The following is a 21,155-nucleotide window of genomic DNA, read 5'->3' on the forward strand; positions in this document are numbered from 1 at the left end:
CGCCCGGGGAAACGGCCCCGCCGTCGCCCGCCCCCACCGAAACGGTTCCGGCGCCGCCCGCTACGACAAGGCCCTGCAGCCGGTGACGGTGGCCAACGGCAGCGGCGTGCCCGGCCGTGCGCAGGAAATCGTGCAGGCCCTGGTCTCCGGCGGATTTACCCAGGCCGCCCAGTTCGAAAGCACAGCCGTGGAGCAATCCGTGGTCTACTACGGTTCCGACTTCGCCGATGTTGCCGCCGACGTCGCGGCACTGCTGGGCATCCCCGCGGGCCAGCTGGTTCCCGCCCCTGGCGTCTCAGGAGTGCAGGTCTACCTCGGCACGGACTTCGCCTCGGGCACCACCTACGGGACCGGGGCAGGGGCCGCGCTGCCCGAGGATATCGTGAACCAGACGGCCGGCGACGCCACATGCCAGCAGGCCAACCCGTACCTGATCGTCCAGGAGTAGAGCGTCCGCGAACCGAAAGCGGGGCGCCACCCCAAAGGGTGGCGCCCCGCTTCCAGTTAAGGGCAAGGTCCGGGACAGCTACCAGATGCTGACCCGCTCCGCCGGCGGCATCCACATGCCGTCCTCTTCGGTGACGTCGAAGGCCTCGTGGAAGGCGTCCAGGTTTTTCGCGATCGCGTTCGTCCTGAACTCGTTGGGGGAGTGGGGGTCGGTGGCGAGCCGGCGGACGGCCTCTTCCTGCCGGATCACCTGGCGCCATCCGGCTGCCCACGAGGCGAAGAAGCGCTGCGCGCCGGTGAGCCCGTCCAGGACTTCCGGTTCCTTGCCGTCCAGGCTGATCAGGTAAGCCTTGTACGCGATGGCTAGTCCCGCCAGGTCGCCGATGTTCTCGCCCAGGGTGAGCCGTCCGTTGACGAAATGCCCCGGAGCAGCCGACGGCGACAACGCATCGTACTGTGCCACCAGCTTGGCCGTGAGCTGTTCGAACGCCTGCCGGTCCTCGTCCGTCCACCAGTTCCGGAGGGCGCCGCCGCCGTCGAACTGCGAACCCTGGTCATCGAAGCCGTGACCGATCTCGTGGCCGATCACCGCACCGATGCCCCCGTAATTGACGGCGTCGTCGGCCTCGGCGGTGAAGAATGGCGGCTGCAGGATCGCGGCCGGGAACACGATCTCGTTCATCATCGGGTGGTAATAGGCATTGACCGTCTGCGGGGTCATCAGCCACTTGTTGCGGTCCACCGGCTTGCCCACCTCATCAAGGTGGCGGTCGACGTCGGCGTTGTGCGCCCGCTCCACGTTGCCCAGCAGGTCGGCAGGATCGATCTCCACGGCGGAATAGTCGATCCATTCATCAGGGAAGCCGATCTTTGCCCGGAAGCCTTCGAGCTTCCGCAGCGCTTCGGCCTTGGTGGCCTCACCCATCCAGCCCACCCCGGTGATGCTGCGGCGGTAGGCCTCGATGAGATTCGCAACGAGCGTCTGCATCCGGGCCTTGTGGGTTTCCGGGAAGTGCCGGGCCACGTAGATCTGGCCCACGGCTTCGCCCAGGGCGGCCTCCACCACGCCCACGCCGCGCTTCCACCGGTCCTTGTTACGGGGCGTGCCGCTGATGGTGGTGCCGTAGAACGCGAAGTTCGCGTCAACGAAGGCTGCTGACAGGTACGGTGCCGCGGCACTGATCACGCGCATGGCAAGCCATTCCTGCCACACGGACAACGGTTCTGATTCCAGTAGCCCGGCTGCGCCTTCGAAGAACGGCGGCGTGCTCACCACGATCTCCTGCCGCTTGTCGCCGTCGATGCCCGCCGCCTCAAACCAGGTGGCAAGGTGCGGGAACAGGGCCGACGCTTCGTCCGCGGTCTTCAGGTTGTAGGTCTTCTGCGGGTTCCGCAGGGTGACGTTGTCCCAGTGGTGCGACGCGAGCTTCGTTTCGAGCTCCACTACCCGCCCGGCCGCGGCTTCCGCGTCCGCCACGCCGGCAAGGCCGAACATGGCCTGCACATGCGACCGGTACGCGGACACCATGGGAGCGAACTTGTCCTCCCGGTAGTAGGACTCGTCCGGAAGACCCAGGCCGCCCTGGCCGGTGTAGAGCAGGACCCGGTCCGGATTCCCGGCGTCCGGGGCCGGATAGATGTAGAAGAGGCCGCCCACGTCGGAGCGGAACAGCCGCCCCGCCAGTGCTATGAGGTCGGCGGTGGAGGCCGTGGCGAAGACGTCCGCAAGCCGCTGGCGGATGGGTTCCATCCCCTTGGCCTCCACGGTCTCCTCATCCATGAAGCTGCTGTAGAGGCCGCCAATCTTGCGCTCGATCCCGCTGGCCGAACCCGCTTTGGCTGCCGCTTCCTCGATGATGTCGCGGACGGCAATTTCGGAACCGTCCCGCAAGGCGGTGAATGTGCCCTCGAGGGGGCGGTCGTCGGGAATTTCCGTGGCCTTCAGCCAGGCGCCGTTAACGTGCTGGTACAGGTCATCCTGCGGCCGGACCGTGTGATCTATGGTGGACAGGTCGATCCCCGAAATGGGCACTGAAACTCCTTTGCTGCAGGCCCTGCATCCGGGCTCCAGCGCCGGGGAGGTCTGCATGGTGGACTTTGCGGACGGTAGTGCCCTTTCATCTTACGCACGCGTGCTAGGCTCAGAATGTGCGTGCAGAGCTCCTTCTCCTTAGCTGCCGCGGCGAGGCCCCAGACGCGATCTAGCGCAAGGCCACCCCTCGCTGCGGAGTTTGTGTTGCCCGGCCACCCTTTCAATGAAGATCTCCAGAAAAGGCCCCACGTAATGCGAAACGCACAAAAGCCCTCCGGAATGCCCGCCCACCGGTACACGCCGTTCCAGGACCTGATCAAGGTCGAACTGCCGGACCGCACCTGGCCGGACAAGGTCATCACCAAGGCTCCCCGCTGGTGCGCTGTCGACCTGCGCGACGGGAACCAGGCCCTGATCGACCCCATGAGCCCGGCCCGCAAGATGAAGATGTTCGACCTGCTGGTCCGTATGGGCTACAAGGAAATCGAGGTCGGCTTCCCGTCCGCATCCCAGACCGACTTCGACTTTGTCCGCCAGCTGATCGAGGGCAACCACATCCCGGACGATGTCACGATCCAGGTGCTGACCCAGGCCCGTGAGCACCTGATCGAGCGCACGTACGAATCCCTGGTCGGCGCCAAGCAGGCGATCGTCCACCTGTACAACTCCACCTCGGTCCTGCAGCGCCGCGTGGTCTTCAACCAGGACGAAGACGGCATCCTGGACATCGCGCTGCAGGGTGCACGGCTGTGCAAGAAGTACGAGGAAACCCTCGGCGATACCCACGTCACCTACGAATACTCGCCGGAATCCTTCACCGGGACAGAGCTCGAGTACGCCGTCCGGGTGTGCAACGCCGTCGCCGACGTCTTCGAGGCGTCCGCCGACCGGCAGGTCATCATCAACCTGCCCGCCACCGTGGAAATGGCCACGCCCAACGTGTACGCGGACTCCATCGAGTGGATGAGCCGCCACCTGCACCCCCGCGAAGGCATCATCCTGTCCCTGCACCCGCACAACGACCGCGGCACCGGCGTCGCCGCCGCCGAACTGGGATACATGGCGGGCGCGGACCGGATCGAGGGCTGCCTCTTCGGCAACGGCGAGCGGACCGGCAACGTGGACCTGGTCACGCTGGGCCTGAACCTGCTCGTCCAGGGCATCGATCCCATGATCGACTTCTCCAACATCGACGACATCCGCCGGACCGTTGAGTACTGCAACCAGCTGCCCGTCCCGGAACGGTCCCCGTATGGCGGCGACCTTGTCTTCACCGCCTTCTCCGGCTCGCACCAGGACGCCATCAAGAAGGGCTTTGAGGCCCTGGAACGCGACGCTGCCGCCGCCGGAAAGGACGTTGCGGACTTCACCTGGCAGGTTCCGTACCTGCCCATCGACCCCAAGGACCTGGGCCGCAGCTACGAGGCCGTCATCCGCGTGAACTCCCAGTCCGGCAAGGGAGGCGTGGCCTACCTGCTCAAGAACGAGCACAGCCTGGACCTGCCGCGCCGCGCGCAGATCGAGTTCTCCGGCGTCATCCAGCGCCGCACCGACACCGTGGGCGGCGAGGTCAGCGGCGCACAGCTGTGGCAGATCTTCCAGGACGAGTACCTGCCCTCCGGCAAGGCTGATGCGCAGTGGGGCCGCTACGCGCTCGGCGCCGTCAAGACCGAAACGGACGACGACGGCGGCATGACCCTGCACGCCGCCCTCACCATCGACGGTGTGCAGGTCAGCCGCACCGGCACCGGCAACGGGCCCATCGCCGCGCTGCTGGGCATCCTGCATGAGGACGGCGTGGACGTCCGCGTCCTGGACTACAGCGAGCACGCACTCTCCGAGGGCGGCAACGCCCTGGCCGCCGCGTACGTCGAGGCGGCAGTGGGGGAGCGGGTCCTGTGGGGCGTGGGGATCGACGCCAACACCAGCATGTCCGCCCTGAAGGCCGTCATCTCCGCCGTGAACCGCGCCATCAGGGACGCCCAGGCCTGACAACTGCGAGCCGTGCCGCCGGGACATCCACCCGGCGGCACAGCTGTGTCCGGTGGGATGGGAAGCCTAGAGGATGGGAAGATAAAGCGTGGCCCAACACTCTTTCGCCTCCCGCGCATACCGGGATGACGCCGTCGTGCTCCGCACGCACAAGCTGGGCGAGGCGGACCGCATCATCACCCTCCTGACCAAGCACCACGGCCAGGTGCGCGCGGTGGCCAAGGGTGTGCGGCGCACCAGCAGCCGGTTCGGGGCGAGGCTGGAACCGTTCATGGTGGCAGATCTCCAGCTGGTCTCGGGACGCACCCTGGACATCGTCACCCAGGCCGTGGCCAAGGGCGCCTATGGCGGGAGCATCGCGGCCGATTACGGCCGGTACACGGTTGCGGCGGCCATGACCGAAACCGCCGAAAAGCTGACCGACGTGGACGGTGAATCCGGCACAGCCCAGTACAACCTGCTGGTCGGCGCACTGGCCGCCCTCAGCCGGGATGAACACGCGCCCGGCCTGATCCTCGATTCCTACCTGCTGCGGGCTCTGGCCACCGGCGGCTGGGCGCCAAGCTTTACCGAGTGTGCCCGCTGCGGACTGCCGGGACCCCACACCGCTTTCGCGGCCCCACTGGGCGGGATGGTCTGCAACGAGTGCCGGCCTCCCGGCTCGCCGGCACCGGCCCCCGAAACCGTCGTCCTGCTCGCAGCGCTGCTGACGGGCGACTGGAGCACGGCGGATGCATCCCTGCCGGTACACCGCAAGGAGGCTGCGGGCCTGGTCGCGGCCTACCTGCAGTGGCACCTCGAACGAGTCCTCAAATCCCTCAAACATGTGGAGCGAAGCTGATAGTGGCCCTGGGAAAAAAGAACAACGCAGCCCGCAAGCGGACCCGCCCGGTGGTGGCGCCGTACCCACACCCTTCCGGGGCCGTGGCGCCGTCCATTCCGGCGGAATTCATCCCCCGCCACGTCGCCATCGTCATGGACGGCAACGGCCGCTGGGCGAACCAGCGCGGACTGCCGCGCATCGAGGGCCACAAGGCCGGCGAACCGGCGCTGCTGGACGTCATGGCCGGCGCCATCGAGCTGGGCATCGAATACGTCAGCGTCTACGCCTTCTCCACCGAGAACTGGCGGCGGTCACCGGAGGAAGTCCGCTTCCTGATGGGATTTAACAAGGATGTGCTGCGGCGCCAGCGGAACCAGCTGGACGAGTGGGGGGTGCGGGTCCGCTGGTCCGGGCGGCGGCCCAAACTCTGGGGATCCGTCATCCGGGAACTCGAGGAGGCCGAGGAATTCACCGCCGCCAACAGCACGTGCACGTTGACCATGTGTGTTAATTACGGCGGCCGCGCCGAAATCACCGATGCCGTGTCCGCCATCGCGGCCGACGTCGCCGCCGGCCGGTTGAAGCCGGGCGCCATCAGCGAACGGACCATCCAGAAGTACTTGGACGAGCCGGACCTTCCGGACGTGGACCTCTTCCTCCGCAGCTCCGGGGAGCAGCGGCTGTCCAACTTCATGCTGTGGCAGTCCGCGTACGCCGAGTTTGTCTTCATGGACACGCTGTGGCCGGACGTGGACCGGCGCACGCTGTGGGCAGCCGTGGAAGAGTACGCGCAGCGGGACCGCCGCTACGGCGGAGCCGTGGATGCGGCGCGGCCGGCGGACGCCATCCGCCAGGACCAGGCTTGAACGCTCAAAGTCCAGGGCTGCCCTCGGCAGGATAGCCGCTGAGCCACGCGGCGAGGTCCCGGTAGGCCTCCTCCCGCACTGCCCGGCGGGACAGCAGGATGTCGTGGATGGCACCCGGGTAGCGGAAGACAGCCACCCGCCGGCCCAGGCCCAGGGCACGCCGGGCTGTCTCCTCGACGTCGATGACCGCATCCGCCGTCATCATCTCCGCAGACCATTCGAGCTGGATGTGGGTACGGTCGGACAGCAGCACAAGCGCGGGCGCCTGGATATCCAGGCGGCGCTCCACTGCGGCGTGGCCGGCAAGCACCGCACGTGCCCACCCTGCCCTGATCGGAAATGAGGCCATGGGCCGCCACACCGGGTCAAGGTTCCATTCCCCGTGTGCTTCCTTGCTCACGCTTTGCCAGTAGCCCGGCATGTCCGGAAGCCGGAACGGGTAGAGCGGGTTGCTCTTGGAGAGCGGGTCCACCAGATAGGTGGCCAGGCTGCGGAGGAAGCTGCTGCCCTGCAGTTCGAGCCACGGGGCATTCAGGATCAGGGTGCCCAAAGCCTTCGGGTTCCGGTCAGCCCACAAGGCCGCGATGAGGCCACCCAGCGAATGGCCCAGCAGGTGGACGGTCGGCGTGACGCCGGGGCCTGCCTTCTCTGCCACGTCGTCCCTGACCGCCTGGATTGCCGCCGCCAGGTCCTCGTCGTACACGGCAAGGTCGCTGGTGTACCCGGGGGTCTGCCAGGAACGGAGGCTGCGCCCAAATTTACGCAGGTCCACGGCGTAGAAGGGGAACCCTGCACGGGTAAGGTATTCGGCCGCTTCCGTCTGCAGGAAGTAGTCCGCCCAGCCGTGCACGTAAAGGACCGCGTCCATCCGGGCAGCCCCGCCCGCGGGGGACGGCCTCACCGCCGGGACCGCGCACCGCACGAGGGTTGCGACGACGTCGCCCTCCTCATCCGGTGCAAGCGGCAACGTTCGCTGCTGGTACGGGGGACCAAGGATGTCCGCGGTCCATTCGCCGCTGCGTTCCCCGACAGCGGAATACTCGGCCGTCATGGATGCGGCCCGGCCGGGGCGGGCGGAAGGGGATCGCCGCCATAGGCGGACAGCCAGCGGGCCAGCCGGGCGTAGGCGTCCGCACGCACCGCGGCAGGCGAGAGGAAGACGTCGTGCAGCGCGCCGTCGATCCGTTCGATCGTCACCGTCCGGCCGAGGGTGAGGGCCCGGGCGCTGATGGTGTTGACATCAAGGACCGCATCCGTGCGCCGCATCTCCTCAGACCAGAACAGCCCGTTCGCGCTGCCGCGGGAGAGCAGGACCAGGATGGGCACCTCGATGTTCAACCGCGCGCCACCTTGGCGTGCCCCGCCAGCACTGCGCTGAGCCAGCCGGCGCGGACCGGAAAGGCCATGGGCGGCCGGTACCGCTCATCGAGCGGCCACTCTCCTTCAGCCGCGCTGCTGATCGTGCGCCAGTAGAAGCCGCGCTCGGGCAGCCGCAACACCGCTTCGGGGCGGAGCCGTGCCACCGGGCCCACCATGCCGGAGGCTGCCCGGCGCACCAGGCTGCTGCCGTGCATTTCCAGCCAGGGGCTGTTCAGGACCAGGTGGGACACTGTCCCGGGCCGCCTGCTGGCCCACAGCACGGCCACCAGGCCGCCGGTGGAATGACCCATCAGGGTCACAGGCCCGGCCCCGCCCTCCCGGCTGATCAGCCGGAGGGCCTCTTCGATTTCGGCGTCATAGTCGGCCAGGTCCGATACATATCCGCCCGGATACTCGGGCCGCAGGCTTCGGCCATGGTTGTGCATGTCCAGCGCGTAGAAGTCGTAGCCCGCCTCCTGCCAGAACCGTGCCAGGTCCACGTTGAAGAAGTAGTCGCTCCAGCCGTGGAGGAAGAGGACGGCCCGGCGCGGCGCCCGGGACGGGGCGGAACCGTCCCCTGCAGGGCGGAATCGGACCAGGGTGGCGGTCCGTTCGACGCCGTCGGGGCCTGCCGCAGTGAAGGCAAGGGATTCGAACTCCTCACCCAGGATGTCCTGCTGCCAGCCCATGGATTCATGCTAATGCGCACCGCATCCGCTCCGCGTGATTTTGGAACAGGCAGTCCGAGACGGAAGACTGGAGGCATGCGCGTTTACCCCACTTTTTTCAGGCTGGCCTTTTCATGGATGGACGCCGAGCGCGCCCACAAAATCGGTTTCAAGGGCATCCGGCTCGCGCATGCTTCCGGCGCCGGAAAAATCCTGCAGAAACTGACGGCTCCGGCGCCGTCGCTGCAGACCACGGCTTTTGGCGTGACCTTCCCGTCGCCGTTCGGGCTCGCCGCGGGTTTCGACAAGGAAGGACTTGGCATCGAGGCCCTCTCCGAGCTGGGGTTCGGCCACGTGGAAGTTGGCACCATCACGGGGCAGGCCCAGCCCGGCAACGAGAAGCCGCGGCTGTTCCGGCTGGTGCAGGACCGCGCCGTGATCAACCGGATGGGATTCAACAATGACGGCGCCGCCGCCGTCGCCCCCCGCCTGAAGGCCGCCCGTGCCGCCCTGCAGCGGACGCACACAGGCGTCCGTCCCGTCATTGGCGTCAACATCGGCAAGACCAAGGTCGTGGAACTCGCCGACGCCGTGGACGACTACCTGGTCAGTGCCCGCAGCCTGGCCCCTGCCGCCGACTACCTGGTGGTCAACGTCAGTTCCCCGAACACGCCCGGACTGCGGCTGCTCCAGGACGTGGAGACCCTCCGCCCGTTGCTCACCGCGGTAGGGGAGGAGGCGGACCGGGCCGCCGGGCGGCACGTGCCCCTGCTGGTGAAGATCGCCCCCGACCTCAGCGACGAGGATATCGACGACGTCGCCCGGCTGGCGCTGGACCTCAAGCTGGACGGCATCATCGCCACCAATACCACCATCGCCCGGACCGGTCTCACCTCCCCGGCCGCCGAGGTCGAAAAATGCGGAGCCGGCGGTCTCTCGGGTGCACCCCTGAAGCAGCGGTCGCTCGAGGTGCTGCGGCGCCTGAAGCTGGCAACCGGGGATGCCCTGACGCTCGTGGCTGTGGGCGGCGTCGAAACAGCACAGGATGTCCAGGACAGGCTCGATGCCGGGGCAACACTCGTCCAGGGCTACACCGCATTCCTCTACGAAGGCCCGTTCTGGGCGGCCCGGATCAACCGCGCTTTGGCCAAGAAACGCCGCCCGTAGCGACCTCCTTAAACCGGCAAACCCCGGCGGGTCATCCCGCCGGGGTTTGCTGTTGCTGCAGTTGGTGCCGCTAACTCAGGCCGGGTACTGGCCGCGCTTGACCTGGGGCTTGGGAAGGCGCAGTTTGCGGAACTGCAGGGAGCGCATGGACCCGTACCAGACGGTGCCGCGCTCCACGTCCCCGAACTTCTCCGTGAGCCGCTTGCGGAGTTTGCGGGACAGGATGAAGACGTCCAGGAACACGGCCAGGAACATGACCCAGAACCCACCCAGGACGTAGATCATCAGGTCGCTGGAAGCAGGCACCACCAGGGACACCAGGACAAAGACCAGCGCACCGAACATGAGGTATTCGCCGAGGCTGAAGCGGGCATCCACGTAATCGCGGGCGAACCGCTTCTGCGGTCCCTTGTCCCGCAGGGGGAGGAACCTCTCGTCACCGGTGTCCAGCGCCTGGCGCATTTTCTGCCGCTGGTCCTGGATCGCCTGCCGCTCTGCGGCCTTGGACGCCTTGCGGTCCTCCGGCACCAGCGGGCGCTTGCGCGCTGCTTCCTGGGCCTTGCGGGTTGGGGTTGGAGCTCCCTTGCCAACAACACTGTTAGGCTGCGCCGCAGCGTCTGCCGCCTGCCGGTCTACTGATTCCTGCGCCGAGGGCGCTTCCTTTTTACGTCCGAACACCAGAACAGAATACCCTTGCAGGCCGGTGCAGGCCGCCCTCCGGGTCCGGGCTGCCGCAGGGCCAGATGTGACGCGGGTAATGTTTTCGCCATGACTTCATCACCCCAGGCTGCTCCTACCAACCCTGCCCGTCCCGCCACCCCGGGCCAGGCAGGCCAGAATGTTACGGAAGAACTCCGCGCGTCAATCGACAGCACCTTTGACCGGACCCTGGCCCGGCTCAAGGAACTCGTCGCCATCCCGGGCATCGCCTGGCCAAGCTTCGAGCGTGCGCCGCTGGAACGCAGCGCCGAAGCAGTCGCTGAACTGCTCCGCGCTGCAGGCCTGGACCCGGTACAGGTCCTCGCTTGCCCGAAGGAGGACGGGACTCCCGGCGGTCCGGCCGTCGTCGCCCGCCGTCCGGCCGCCGAGGGCAAGCCCACCATCCTGCTCTATGCCCACCACGACGTCCAGCCGGCCGGAGACGAAGCGCTCTGGGAGACGCAGCCCTTCACCGCAGTGGAGAAGGACGGGCGCCTCTACGGGCGGGGCGCGGCGGATGACAAGGCCGGCATCATGGCCCACATCGCCGCTTACGCCGCGGTGTCCGAGGTCCTCGGTGACGCGCTGGGCCTCGGTGTGACCTTCTTCTTTGAAGGGGAGGAGGAGGCCGGATCACCCACCTTCCGTCCCTTCCTCGAAGCCCACCGGGAGTTGCTGCGGGCCGACGTCATCGTCGTCGCCGATTCGAGCAACTGGAAAGTGGGCGTTCCCGCCCTCACCACCAGCCTCCGGGGGCTCGTGGACGGCACCGTTGAGGTCCAGGTGCTCGAACACGCGGTGCACTCCGGCATGTACGGCGGCCCCGTGCTGGACGCGCCCACGCTGCTGGCCCGCCTGATCGCGACATTCCACGACGCCGAGGGCAACGTCGCCATCGACGGCCTCGTTGCCACGGACCAGGCAACGGTGGACCTGCCCGAAGCCGACTACCGCGCCGATGCCTCCGTGCTCGACGGCGTCCGGCTCGCCGGTTCGGGCAGCATCGCCTCGCGCCTGTGGACGAAACCGGCCCTGTCGATCATCGGTATCGATGCCCCTGCGGTAGCGGTCGCATCCAACACGCTGCTGCCACGGGCCCGTGCCAAGTTCAGCCTTCGGCTCGCCCCCGGCCAGGATCCCGCGGCCGCCATGGACGCGGTGCGCCGGCACGTCGAGGCCCACGCACCTTTCGGTGCCAGGATCATCTTCACCCCGGGGGAGAGCGGCAACCCCTTCCAGACCGACACCTCCTCACCGGCCGCCAAGGTGGCCATGTGGGCCCTCGGCGAGGCATGGGGTGTCCCGGCCGTCAAAACCGGCATCGGCGGTTCCATCCCCTTCATCGCGGACCTGCTGGAGCTTTATCCGGACGCCCAGATCCTGGTGACGGGCGTGGAGGATCCGGACTCCCGCGCCCACAGCGCCAACGAATCCCTCCACCTCGGCGACTTCCGGAAGGCCATCCTGGCCGAGGCGCTGATGCTCGTGCGGCTGAACAGCCAGGGATGACGGGGCCAACGGGAGTGAAAACGGCGCACAGGGAACAAGCGGCGGCCTTGCATGGTTACGTCAGGAGTTAGAGCTACAGGGCTGTCCCGCGTAGCATGTAGCTATAGCCCATACCCCAATCCGTAGGGGCTGGCACCGCCAAGGCGGAGCCGCCAGGACCCGTCCTAAGAAGGTAGGCCAATGAGCACCGCAACCAATGAGAACAGCACCGAAACCACCAGCGCTGCCGGCGAGCTGCCGGTTCATGAGGTCAACCTGACCGACGTCGCAGCAGGCAAGGTCCGCAGTCTTCTCGAGCAGGAAGGCCGTACGGATCTGCGCCTTCGGGTTGCCGTGCAGCCCGGCGGCTGCTCAGGACTGATCTACCAGCTCTACTTTGACGAGCGCCTCCTCGACGGAGACGCCGTCCGCGACTTCGACGGCGTCGAGGTCGTCGTGGACAAGATGAGCGTCCCGTACCTCAGCGGTGCAAGCATCGACTTCGAGGACACCATTTCAAAGCAGGGCTTCACCATCGATAACCCCAATGCCGGTGGCTCCTGCGCCTGTGGAGATTCCTTCCACTAAGCCGGTTGTTTCGCCTGATGCCGGCGCCGTGCCCCCTGCCATGAACATTGGTTGGAGGCACGCGCCGACATGTGGGCGAAATGCCCGGGGGAGCGGTAAGCTCTACACCGAGTAGTAAAACTTTTAGTGTGCCCGGGGCGCCGATGTGCGCCCGGACAACAGCAACAAGTAGGAAGGGCCGTCTGTGAGTTCGCAGAACCGAACCGGCAGCCGACGCAAAACGATCACTACGATCACTGGCTTGGCTATTGCCGGCGCGTTGGTTTTGACCGGATGTTCGCCAGAGGTAGAGAAGGGGTGGCTGCCCACTGAACGTGGCACCACCAGCAACACCGACCGCATCATGGACCTCTGGGTCAACTCATGGATTGCCGCCCTGGTTGTGGGCATCATTACCTGGGGACTGATCGTTTGGTGCATCGTGGCCTACCGCCGCCGCAAGGGCACTGTCGGGTTCCCGCGGCAGACCAGCTTCAACCTTCCCCTGGAAGTCTTCTACCTCACCATCCCGCTGTTCATGGTCCTGGTGTTCTTCTACTTCACCGACCGCGACCAGCAGGCCATCGATGACCGCTCCCAGCCCGCCGACGTCGTCGTTGACGTCCGCGGCAAGCAGTGGGCGTGGGACTTCAACTACAAGGCCGGCGACGTCATCGAAGAAGACGTCCACGAGGCCGGGGTCCAGGCGCACCTGACCGGCAACACGATCGACAAGGAACAGCTCCCCACCCTATACCTGCCGGTGAACAAGTCCGTTGACCTGGAACTGAACGCACGCGACGTCATCCACTCCTTCTGGGTTCCCGCCTTCCTGCAGAAGCGCGACATGATCCCCGGCAAGACCAACTACATCCGGTTTACCCCCACTAAAGAGGGCACCTACGACGGCAAGTGCGCCGAACTCTGCGGCGAGTACCACTCCGAAATGCTGTTCCGCGTGAAGGTGGTGTCCGAGGCTGAATTCCAGGCCCACATGGACAACCTGAAGGCTGCGGGCAACACGGGCCTCCTCGGTGTGGAGTACGACCGCAACCCGAACCTGAACGAAATTAAGTAAGGGGAGCGACGTGGCTACGTACACTCAATCCGCACCCACCGGAGTCCTGCCGGCTCCCGTGGTTCCCAAGTCCAAGGGGCGCATTGTCGTCAACTGGATCACCTCCACCGACCACAAGACCATCGGGTACATGTACCTGATCGCGTCCTTCGTGTTCTTCTGCCTGGGCGGCGTGATGGCGCTGCTCATCCGTGCCGAACTCTTCGAGCCCGGCATGCAGATCCTGCAGACCAAGGAGCAGTACAACCAGCTGTTCACCATGCACGGCACCGTGATGCTCCTGATGTTCGCCACCCCGCTGTTCGCCGGGTTCGCAAACGTCATCATGCCGCTGCAGATCGGTGCACCCGACGTCGCGTTCCCGCGCCTTAACGCCCTGGCGTTCTGGTTCTTCCTGTTCGGCTCCACCATTGCCGTCTCGGGCTTCATCACCCCGCAGGGCGCCGCCTCCTTTGGCTGGTTCGCCTACGCGCCGCTGTCCAACACCACATTCAGCCCCGGCATCGGCGGTGACCTGTGGGTCTTCGGCCTGGCGCTGTCCGGTTTCGGCACCATCCTGGGCGCCGTCAACTTCATCACTACCATCATCTGCATGCGCGCCCCCGGCATGACCATGTGGCGGATGCCGATCTTCACCTGGAACACGCTGGTCACGGCCATCCTGGTCCTCATGGCCTTCCCGCCGCTGGCTGCAGCGCTGTTCGCGCTCGGTGCGGACCGCCGCTTCGGTGCCCACATCTTCGACCCGGAGAACGGCGGCGCCGTCCTGTGGCAGCACCTGTTCTGGTTCTTCGGCCACCCCGAGGTGTACATCATCGCGCTGCCGTTCTTCGGCATCGTTTCGGAGATCTTCCCGGTCTTCAGCCGCAAGCCGATCTTCGGCTACAAGGGCCTCGTCTACGCCACCATCGCCATCGCCGCCCTGTCTGTCACCGTGTGGGCGCACCACATGTACGTCACCGGTTCGGTGCTGCTGCCGTTCTTCGCGTTCATGACCATGCTGATCGCGGTGCCCACCGGCGTGAAGTTCTTCAACTGGATCGGTACCATGTGGCGCGGCTCGCTGACGTTCGAAACGCCCATGCTGTGGAGCGTCGGCTTCCTCATCACCTTCCTCTTCGGCGGCCTGACCGGCATCATCCTGGCCTCCCCGCCGCTGGACTTCCACGTCTCCGACTCCTACTTCGTGGTGGCGCACTTCCACTACGTGGTGTTCGGCACCGTGGTGTTCGCGATGTTCGCCGGGTTCTACTTCTGGTGGCCCAAGTGGACCGGCAAGATGCTGAACGAGCGCCTGGGCAAGATCCACTTCTGGCTCCTCTTCCTCGGCTTCCACGGCACCTTCCTCATCCAGCACTGGCTGGGCGTTGAGGGCATGCCCCGCCGCTACGCCGACTACCTGGTGGAGGACAACTTCACTTGGATGAACCAGTTCTCCACGGTTGCGTCCTTCGTCCTCGGTGCCTCGCTCATCCCGTTCTTCTGGAACGTGTACATCACCTGGCGCAACGCCGAAAAGGTCCAGGTGGATGATCCCTGGGGCTTCGGGGCCTCGCTCGAGTGGGCCACGTCCTGCCCGCCGCCGCGGCACAACTTCACGTCGCTGCCTCGCATCCGCTCCGAGCGTCCTGCCCTGGACCTGCACCACCCGGAACTCCGCCAGGTGCACACCGTTGAGTCCCCCGCTCCTGCAGCCCAGGTCCTGGGCAACGCCGACCAGAAGGACACCGCACAGTGAAAATCGAATCCTGGATCTTTGGCGCCGGAGTCTTCTTCTTCGTCCCCGTAGCCCTGGTATACGGCTTCCTGACCAACTGGGGTGAATGGGTCGGCATCCTGGGTATCCTGCTGGTCGGCGGCCTCGCCGGCATGATCGGCGGATACCTCGGCTTCACCGGCAAGCGCGTCGGACTCCGCCCCGAGGACCGCAGCGATGCTGAGATCCACGAGGGCGCCGGCGAGCAGGGCCACTTCAGCCCTTGGAGCTGGTGGCCGCTGGTCCTCGGCCTCGCTTGCGCAGGCGGATTCCTCGGCCTGGCAGTCGGATGGTGGATCCTCTTCATCGCCGCCGGCCTCGCCGTCGTGGCACTCATCGGCTGGGTATACGAGTACAGCCGCGGAGACCACGCCCACTAGGCAAGCAGCTTCATAAGTACGACGTCGGGCCCCACCTTAGGTGGGGCCTGACGTCGTTTGTGTTACCGGCGCGCGCCGCGGCAGTGCAGGGGGCCTGGCCCCGCGGCTGCTAGGGCGCCCCCTGGGACTCCAGGAGGCCGGCAAGGTCCTTCAGGGCCTCGCGGGCTTCCTGATGGCTTGCAGGCCCGTTCAGGGCCGTTTCATTGACGCCCAGTTCCACTTCGCAGCCGTGGTGGAAATCGGCCGCCATCACCTGGAGCAGCGACCGGGCGTCCACACCGCTGATACCGGCCTTGGCGATGGTCACAGGCAAACCAGTGTCGGTGACGGCCCGGACGAAAACCGCGGCAGGACGGGCGTGCAGCCCGACAGAGGCCGTAACCACGGCCTTGTGTGTTGGCAAAGGGGACTCCTTCGTCGCGACGGCCCCCACCCGTCGGTGCTGATTTTTCCTGACCAAATATATCGGCCGCACACATTCACCGCCCAAACAGAACCTAGGCCGGACCGGGCTGGTCTAGACCTGACCTACCATAGAAGGGGAAATTCGACGGCAGGGAGAGACCATGGCGCCGGGCGCTCAGGGCATCAAAGGCGAAATTGACCGCACCAGCGGAACGTCCATCTACATCCAGCTCCGGGAAATCCTGCGGGCCTACATTGCTGAGTCATGCCCTCCCGGCAGTGCGCTTCCGTCCGAGCGCGACCTCGCCGAGCGCTTTGGGCTCGCGAGAATGACCGTCCGGCAGGCCATTGACGCGCTGGTCGGCGAGGAGGTTATCGAACGGGTGGTAGGGCTGGGCACATTCGTCCGCCGGCCCAAAGTTGACCTGCAGGTCAAGCTGACGTCCTACAGCGAGGAGATGCAGCGCCGTGGCATGGTTCCGGCGGCCAAGGTGCTCAGTTTCGAGCAGATCGGTGCCAGTGCATTCCTTGCCCGCGAACTCCAGCTCGATGAGGGAACCCCGCTGGTCCGCTTCCGCCGGCTGCTCCTGGCGGACGGGGAGCCCATGAGCGTGGATGAAAACTTCATTCCCGCCCACCGTGTCCCCGGACTCCTGGACGGCGAACCTCCCACGTCCCTGTACAACGTCCTCAGCGAGCAGTTCGGGCTGGTGATGGAGTGGGGCGAGGACATGATCGAGGCGACGGCCGCATCGCCCTCCACGGCCCGGCTCCTCAATGTTGAGGTGGGGTCGCCGCTGCTGAAAATCCAGCGGCACGCGTTCGTGGCGCGGGCGATGGTGGACTACTCCGTGTCCTACTACCGGGCGGACCGGTACAAGCTCTGGGTGCCCCTGCAACGTCCGGGAGCGCGGCGGGCCCGCAACCATTAGAGCCGCCGCTTCCCAGCCCGCAGCAGCCCCCGGAACGTGCTGCCAGGGGGTTAAACAGAAGAGGCCCGGTCCATGCGGACCGGGCCTCTTCTGTTGTGGAACCTAGTGGGACAGGCTCTTGGCTTCCTCGGGAGCTTCGACCGCTGCGTGGCCGTGGCCGTGTGCAGCCTCAAGCTCGGCAGGGGTTGCCGGAGCAACGCGGTCCTCAAAGAACCACTTGGAGAGCAGTGCGCGGCGCTTCTCCTTGCGCGTCACCACGCCGTGTTCGTTCGGAATCGCCGGAATAACTTCCGGTGACTCGAAGCCCACCAGCTTGTAGCGCTTGTACTCATCCAGCGGTGCGTGGACCTCGATGAACTCACCGTGGGGGAGACGGACGATGCGGCCGGTCTCACGTCCGTGCAGTGCGATTTCGCGGTCCTTGCGCTGGAGCGCCAGGGCAACGCGCTTGGTGACGATGAACGCAATGATCGGGCCGATGAAGAACAGTGCACGCAGCCAGTACGTGACGTCGTTCAGCGAGACACCGAAGTGCGTCGCGATGAGGTCGGATCCTGCCGCGGCCCACATCACGCAGTACCAGACGAAACCGGCCATGCCGATCGCGGTGCGGGTGGGGGCGTTGCGGGGACGGTCAAGCACGTGGTGCTCGCGGTCGTCCTTGGTAACCCAGCGTTCGATCCACGGGTACATGAACATCACGGTGAACAGGATGCCCGCCGGGACAAGGGCCGGCAGCAGCACGTTGAACGTGAAGACGAAGCCGAACCAGTTCTGCTCCACCTGCCAGTCACCGAAGGTACCCGGCATCAGGCGCAGGGCGCCGTCCACGAAGCCGATGTACCAGTCAGGCTGGGTACCGGCGGAAACGGGGGAGGGATCGTAGGGACCGTAGTTCCAGATCGGGTTGATGGTGAAGAAGCCGGCCATCAGGGCCAGGACACCGAAGACGATGAAGAAGAACCCACCGGCCTTGGCGGCGTACACCGGACCCAGGGGGTAGCCCACAACGTTGTTGTCGTTGCGGCCCGGGCCGGGGTACTGGGTGTGCTTGTGGACGACCACCATGAACAGGTGCAGGACGATCATGAGCAGGATAAGCGCCGGCACCAGCAGGATGTGCAGCATGTACAGGCGGCCGATGATGGCGGTGCCCGGGAACTCGCCACCGAACAGGAAGAACGAGATGTAGGTGCCGATGACCGGGATGGACTTGATGACGCCGTCGATGATGCGCAGGCCGTTGCCGGACAGCAGGTCATCAGGCAGCGAGTATCCGGTGAAGCCGGCAGCCATGGCCAGGATGAGCAGCACCCCGCCGACAACCCAGTTCATTTCGCGCGGCCGGCGGAATGCGCCGGTGAAGAAAACGCGGAGCATGTGCACGGCGATGGAGGCCACGAACAGCAGTGCCGCCCAGTGGTGTACCTGGCGCATGAAGAGCCCGCCGCGGACATCAAAGGAGATATCCAGGGAAGAGTTGTAGGCCACCGACATCTCCACGCTTGAGGGGGACGTAGGAGCCGTCGTAGTGGGTCTCCGCCATGGACGGATCAAAGAAGAACGTCAGGAAAGTGCCCGAGAGCAGTAGGATGACGAAGGAGTAGAGGGCAACTTCGCCGAACATGAAGGACCAGTGGTCCGGGAAAACCTTGCGGCCGAATTCCCGAAGGATTCCAGAGCCGCCAACGCGCGAGTCGACGAAGTCGGTAAACCGGCCGGTCTTGGTTTTGGCGACGAAAGCGGGCTCAGCTGTTGATGCTGCGCTCATGCATATCACGCTCCCAGTAACTTGGTCCTACGGGTTCTTTGAAGTCGCTGGTAGCGACCAGGTAGCCCTCGTCGTCAACTGCGATGGGCAGCTGGGGGAGAGGCCGGCTGGCGGGGCCGAAGATCACCTTGCACTCCTGCGTGAGGTCAAAGGTGGACTGGTGGCACGGGCACAGCAGGTGGTGCGTCTGCTGCTCGTACAGAGCAACAGGGCAGCCGACGTGGGTGCAGATCTTGGAGTAGGCAACGATGCCGTTGTAACCCCAGTCCTCGCGTCCCTCGGAAGGGTTCAGCGAGGCAGGATCCAGACGCATGAGCAGCACAACGGCCTTGGCCTTTTCGTTGAGCTTGCCCTCGTGGAGTTCGTTCAGCCCTTCGGGAATCACGTGGAAGGCCGAACCGATGGTGACGTCCGCAGCCTTGATGGGGGTGCCATCGGGGTCGCGGGCGAGGCGCTTGAGCTTGCCGTCCTGCGGCGCCCACATGGTGTGCGCCAGCTTGTTGTCCGGGCGCGGGCCCAGGTCGCCGAAAATGGCGACGGCGGGGAGCGGAGCCAGGGCAACGGCGCCGAGAAGCGTGTTGCGGATCAGCGGGCGGCGCTTGATGCCGGTCTCCTCGACGATGTCGTCGACGATGCGGACAGCTGCCTTCCGGTCCTCTTCGTAGCGGATCGCGTGGCGTTCCTCGGAGACCTCGTGATCGGGCATCAGGGCCTTGGCCCAGTGCACGATGCCGGTACCGATGCCGAGCATCGCGAACGCGGTACCAAGGCCCAGCAGCATGTTCTGGAGCCGGATGGTGCCGATGGTGGACTCGTCGCCACCCAGATCGATGGCAAAGTACGCCACCAGGAAGATCAGGGTTCCAACAACAGAGATGCCAAATAGTAAGGCGACCTGCCGTTCTGCCCGCTTTGCGGCCTTCGGGTCCGTGTCAGCCAGGCGCAAACGGTGCGGGGGAATTCCAGGATCCTGGAACTTCTCCACCTCATTCTGACCAGCCGTAGCTACGGTGCCCGAGTGGTTCGGACTGCCGTCACTATGGTTGCCCATAATTCGCCTCATCCTTCTCTCGTCCCGGCGGGTGCCGGGTTAGTTTCTAATATCAATCTGCTGACGGTGCAGCAGTAATTCTTGGGCTTGGGCCGGACGTCAGGACGTACGGGAGGTCAGCCAGATGGTGAACGCGATGATGACACCGAGGCCGGCGACCCAGACAAACAGGCCTTCTGCGACCGGACCCAGTGAACCGAGGTCGGCGCCACCGGGGGAACCGGTGGTTTCGATCTGCTTCAGGAAGGTGATGATGTCGCGCTTGCCCTCGGGGGTGATGTTTGAGTCACTGAACACCGGCATGTTCTGCGGGCCGGTGACCATGGCCTCGTAGATGTGCTTTCCGGAAACGTCGGCCAGGGCCGGAGCGAACTTGCCCCTTGTCAGGGCACCGCCGGCGGCAGCTGCGTTGTGGCACATGGCGCAGTTGGTGCGGAACAGCTCGCCACCCTCGGCGGCGTCGCCGCCTTCGTCCAGCAGCTCTTCTTCAGGAACTGCCGGGCCGGCTCCCAGGGAAGCAACATACGCTGACAACTGCTGGGTCTGCTCATCGTTGAACTGGACAGGCTTCTTGAGTGCCTGGGGGCCGTTCATCTGCATCGGCATGCGGCCGGTGCCAACCTGGAAGTCAACTGCAGCGGCACCTACGCCCACCAGGGAGGGTCCATCCTGGGTTCCACTTGCACCGAAGCCGTGGCACGTGGCGCAGTTGGCGTCAAACAGCTTGCCGCCCTCTTCAACGTCGTTCGCACTGTAGGTGGTGGTGGAAGCCTTGGCCTCGTTGACGGTGGTGGCAACGGCGTACAGCCCACCCGTGAGGAGGAGCCCCATCAGGAGCAGCGCTATTGCTGCAAGTGGGTGACGCCGCTTTTGTGAGAGTGCCTTCACGTGGTGGTTCCTTTAGTCGTTCCTGCGCCGGCTCCGGGAGCCGCTACCTGAAATTCTGCCTCTTGTAGAAAAAGAATCAAAGCTGGCTACTTGAGTACGTAGATGACCAGGAAGAGGCCGATCCACACGACGTCCACGAAGTGCCAGTAGTAAGAGGTGACGATCGCAGACGTTGCTTCGAAGTGCCCGAACTTCTTCGCGGCAAAAGCACGGCCCATGATGAGCAGGAAGGCGATGAGCCCGCCGATCACGTGCAGGCCGTGGAAGCCGGTGGTCATGTAGAACGCGGAGCCGTAGGCGTTGGAGGAGAGCGATACGTGCTCGGAAACGAGCATGGCGTACTCGGTGGCCTGGCCGGCGACGAAGAACGCACCCATAAGGAACGTCAGGAGGAACCATTCGTTCATTCCCCAGCGGGAGAACTGGAACGCACCCCCGGTCCGGCGCGGCTGGAGCCGCTCAGCGGCGAAGACGCCCATCTGGCAAGTGAAGGAACTGGCCACGAGGACGATCGTGTTGGCGAGCGCGAAGGGGAAGTTGAGCTTGGCTGTCTCGTCCGCCCACATTTGCGCGCTGGTGGAGCGCAGGGTGAAGTACATGGCGAAGAGACCGGCGAAGAACATCAACTCGCTGGACAGCCACACTACGGTTCCAACGGAAACCATATTGGGGCGGTTCAGCGTGGGGTGCGCCGGGGTACTGGGGGCATGGGTCGCAGATGTCACATAGACATTATGTCTGTAAAAGTCCGTGCTGCCCAACGCAAACCGCCTTTTCGGGGGACTT

At 65.6% G+C, this 21,155-nt stretch carries 17 protein-coding genes and 3 pseudogenes; 11 read left to right on the plus strand and 9 right to left on the minus strand.

Annotated elements, in window-relative coordinates; all coding sequences use genetic code 11:
* Positions 1–448, plus strand: a pseudogene (locus tag G205_RS16685) (LytR C-terminal domain-containing protein); the annotation flags it as partial.
* A 78-nt stretch (positions 449–526) separates the two neighbouring features.
* Here the strand turns inward: G205_RS16685 and G205_RS16690 are convergent.
* Positions 527–2,479, minus strand: a complete 1,953-nt coding sequence (locus tag G205_RS16690; protein ID WP_009359018.1) for a M13 family metallopeptidase — start codon at positions 2,477–2,479, stop codon at positions 527–529.
* Between the two features lie 252 nt (positions 2,480–2,731).
* On the opposite strand from G205_RS16690, the gene leuA reads away from it, so the two are divergent.
* From leuA to G205_RS16705, 3 genes are all read left to right on the plus strand, one after another.
* Positions 2,732–4,471 (plus strand): 2-isopropylmalate synthase, encoded by a 1,740-nt coding sequence (gene leuA, locus G205_RS16695; protein ID WP_009359019.1) that lies wholly within the window; start codon positions 2,732–2,734, stop codon positions 4,469–4,471.
* Between the two features lie 88 nt (positions 4,472–4,559).
* Positions 4,560–5,312, plus strand: a complete 753-nt coding sequence (gene recO, locus G205_RS16700) for a DNA repair protein RecO (protein WP_009359020.1) — start codon at positions 4,560–4,562, stop codon at positions 5,310–5,312.
* A 2-nt stretch (positions 5,313–5,314) separates the two neighbouring features.
* Positions 5,315–6,160, plus strand: a complete 846-nt coding sequence (locus G205_RS16705) for an isoprenyl transferase (protein ID WP_009359021.1) — start codon at positions 5,315–5,317, stop codon at positions 6,158–6,160.
* A gap of 4 nt (positions 6,161–6,164) precedes the next feature.
* Here the strand turns inward: G205_RS16705 and G205_RS16710 are convergent, their stop codons facing one another.
* Both G205_RS16710 and G205_RS16715 read right to left on the minus strand, forming a co-directional pair.
* The gene (locus G205_RS16710; RefSeq protein WP_009359022.1) at positions 6,165–7,211 is read right to left on the minus strand and encodes an alpha/beta hydrolase; all 1,047 of its coding nucleotides are present in this window, start codon (positions 7,209–7,211) and stop codon (positions 6,165–6,167) included.
* Positions 7,208–8,208, minus strand: a pseudogene (locus G205_RS16715) (alpha/beta hydrolase). The gene G205_RS16710 and the pseudogene G205_RS16715 overlap by 4 nt, the downstream one beginning before the upstream one ends.
* Positions 8,209–8,283: 75 nt before the next feature.
* Between G205_RS16715 and G205_RS16720 the strand changes: the two are divergent.
* A complete protein-coding gene (locus tag G205_RS16720) occupies positions 8,284–9,354 on the plus strand; it encodes a quinone-dependent dihydroorotate dehydrogenase (protein ID WP_009359023.1) in 1,071 nt (356 codons plus the stop codon).
* Positions 9,355–9,429: 75 nt separating this feature from the next.
* Here the strand turns inward: G205_RS16720 and G205_RS16725 are convergent, their stop codons facing one another.
* Positions 9,430–10,032, minus strand: a complete 603-nt coding sequence (locus tag G205_RS16725; protein WP_035753534.1) for a DUF3043 domain-containing protein — start codon at positions 10,030–10,032, stop codon at positions 9,430–9,432.
* A 90-nt stretch (positions 10,033–10,122) separates the two neighbouring features.
* On the opposite strand from G205_RS16725, the gene G205_RS16730 reads away from it, so the two are divergent.
* The 5 genes from G205_RS16730 (at position 10,123) to G205_RS16750 (ending at position 15,322) form a co-directional block, all read left to right on the plus strand.
* The gene (locus G205_RS16730) at positions 10,123–11,562 is read left to right on the plus strand and encodes a dipeptidase (RefSeq protein ID WP_009359025.1); all 1,440 of its coding nucleotides are present in this window, start codon (positions 10,123–10,125) and stop codon (positions 11,560–11,562) included.
* Positions 11,563–11,742: 180 nt separating this feature from the next.
* A complete protein-coding gene (locus tag G205_RS16735; protein ID WP_009359026.1) occupies positions 11,743–12,129 on the plus strand; it encodes a HesB/IscA family protein in 387 nt (128 codons plus the stop codon).
* A 184-nt stretch (positions 12,130–12,313) separates the two neighbouring features.
* Positions 12,314–13,186 carry an aa3-type cytochrome oxidase subunit II gene (ctaC, locus tag G205_RS16740; protein WP_035753537.1) on the plus strand — a complete coding sequence of 291 codons (873 nt, stop codon included), beginning with the start codon at positions 12,314–12,316 and terminating at the stop codon, positions 13,184–13,186.
* Positions 13,187–13,196: 10 nt separating this feature from the next.
* Entirely contained in the window at positions 13,197–14,924 is a 1,728-nt protein-coding gene (ctaD, locus tag G205_RS16745) for an aa3-type cytochrome oxidase subunit I (protein WP_035753543.1), read from the plus strand.
* Complete coding sequence (locus tag G205_RS16750) at positions 14,921–15,322, plus strand: cytochrome c oxidase subunit 4 (RefSeq protein WP_009359029.1); 402 nt, start codon at positions 14,921–14,923, stop codon at positions 15,320–15,322. The genes ctaD and G205_RS16750 overlap by 4 nt, the downstream gene beginning before the upstream one ends.
* Positions 15,323–15,431: 109 nt before the next feature.
* Here the strand turns inward: G205_RS16750 and G205_RS16755 are convergent, their stop codons facing one another.
* Entirely contained in the window at positions 15,432–15,725 is a 294-nt protein-coding gene (locus G205_RS16755; protein ID WP_009359030.1) for an HPr family phosphocarrier protein, read from the minus strand.
* A gap of 163 nt (positions 15,726–15,888) precedes the next feature.
* Between G205_RS16755 and G205_RS16760 the strand changes: the two genes are divergently transcribed.
* Complete coding sequence (locus tag G205_RS16760) at positions 15,889–16,659, plus strand: GntR family transcriptional regulator (RefSeq protein WP_009359031.1); 771 nt, start codon at positions 15,889–15,891, stop codon at positions 16,657–16,659.
* Positions 16,660–16,761: 102 nt separating this feature from the next.
* Here the strand turns inward: G205_RS16760 and qcrB are convergent.
* From qcrB to ctaE, 4 genes and pseudogenes are all read right to left on the minus strand, one after another.
* Positions 16,762–18,430 (minus strand): annotated as a pseudogene (qcrB, locus tag G205_RS16765) (cytochrome bc1 complex cytochrome b subunit).
* Complete coding sequence (gene qcrA / locus G205_RS16770; RefSeq protein ID WP_009359032.1) at positions 18,408–19,481, minus strand: cytochrome bc1 complex Rieske iron-sulfur subunit; 1,074 nt, start codon at positions 19,479–19,481, stop codon at positions 18,408–18,410. The pseudogene qcrB and the gene qcrA overlap by 23 nt, the downstream one beginning before the upstream one ends.
* Positions 19,482–19,580: 99 nt before the next feature.
* Positions 19,581–20,369: a cytochrome bc1 complex diheme cytochrome c subunit gene (qcrC, locus tag G205_RS16775; RefSeq protein WP_035753546.1), complete on the minus strand. Its 789-nt coding sequence runs from the start codon at positions 20,367–20,369 to the stop codon at positions 19,581–19,583.
* An 86-nt stretch (positions 20,370–20,455) separates the two neighbouring features.
* On the minus strand, positions 20,456–21,094 hold the full coding sequence (gene ctaE / locus G205_RS16780; protein WP_200859184.1) for an aa3-type cytochrome oxidase subunit III: 639 nt from the start codon (positions 21,092–21,094) through the stop codon (positions 20,456–20,458).
* Positions 21,095–21,155 lie beyond the last annotated feature (61 nt).

This window comes from Arthrobacter nitrophenolicus, assembly GCF_000332815.1.
Classification (GTDB): domain Bacteria; phylum Actinomycetota; class Actinomycetes; order Actinomycetales; family Micrococcaceae; genus Arthrobacter; species Arthrobacter nitrophenolicus.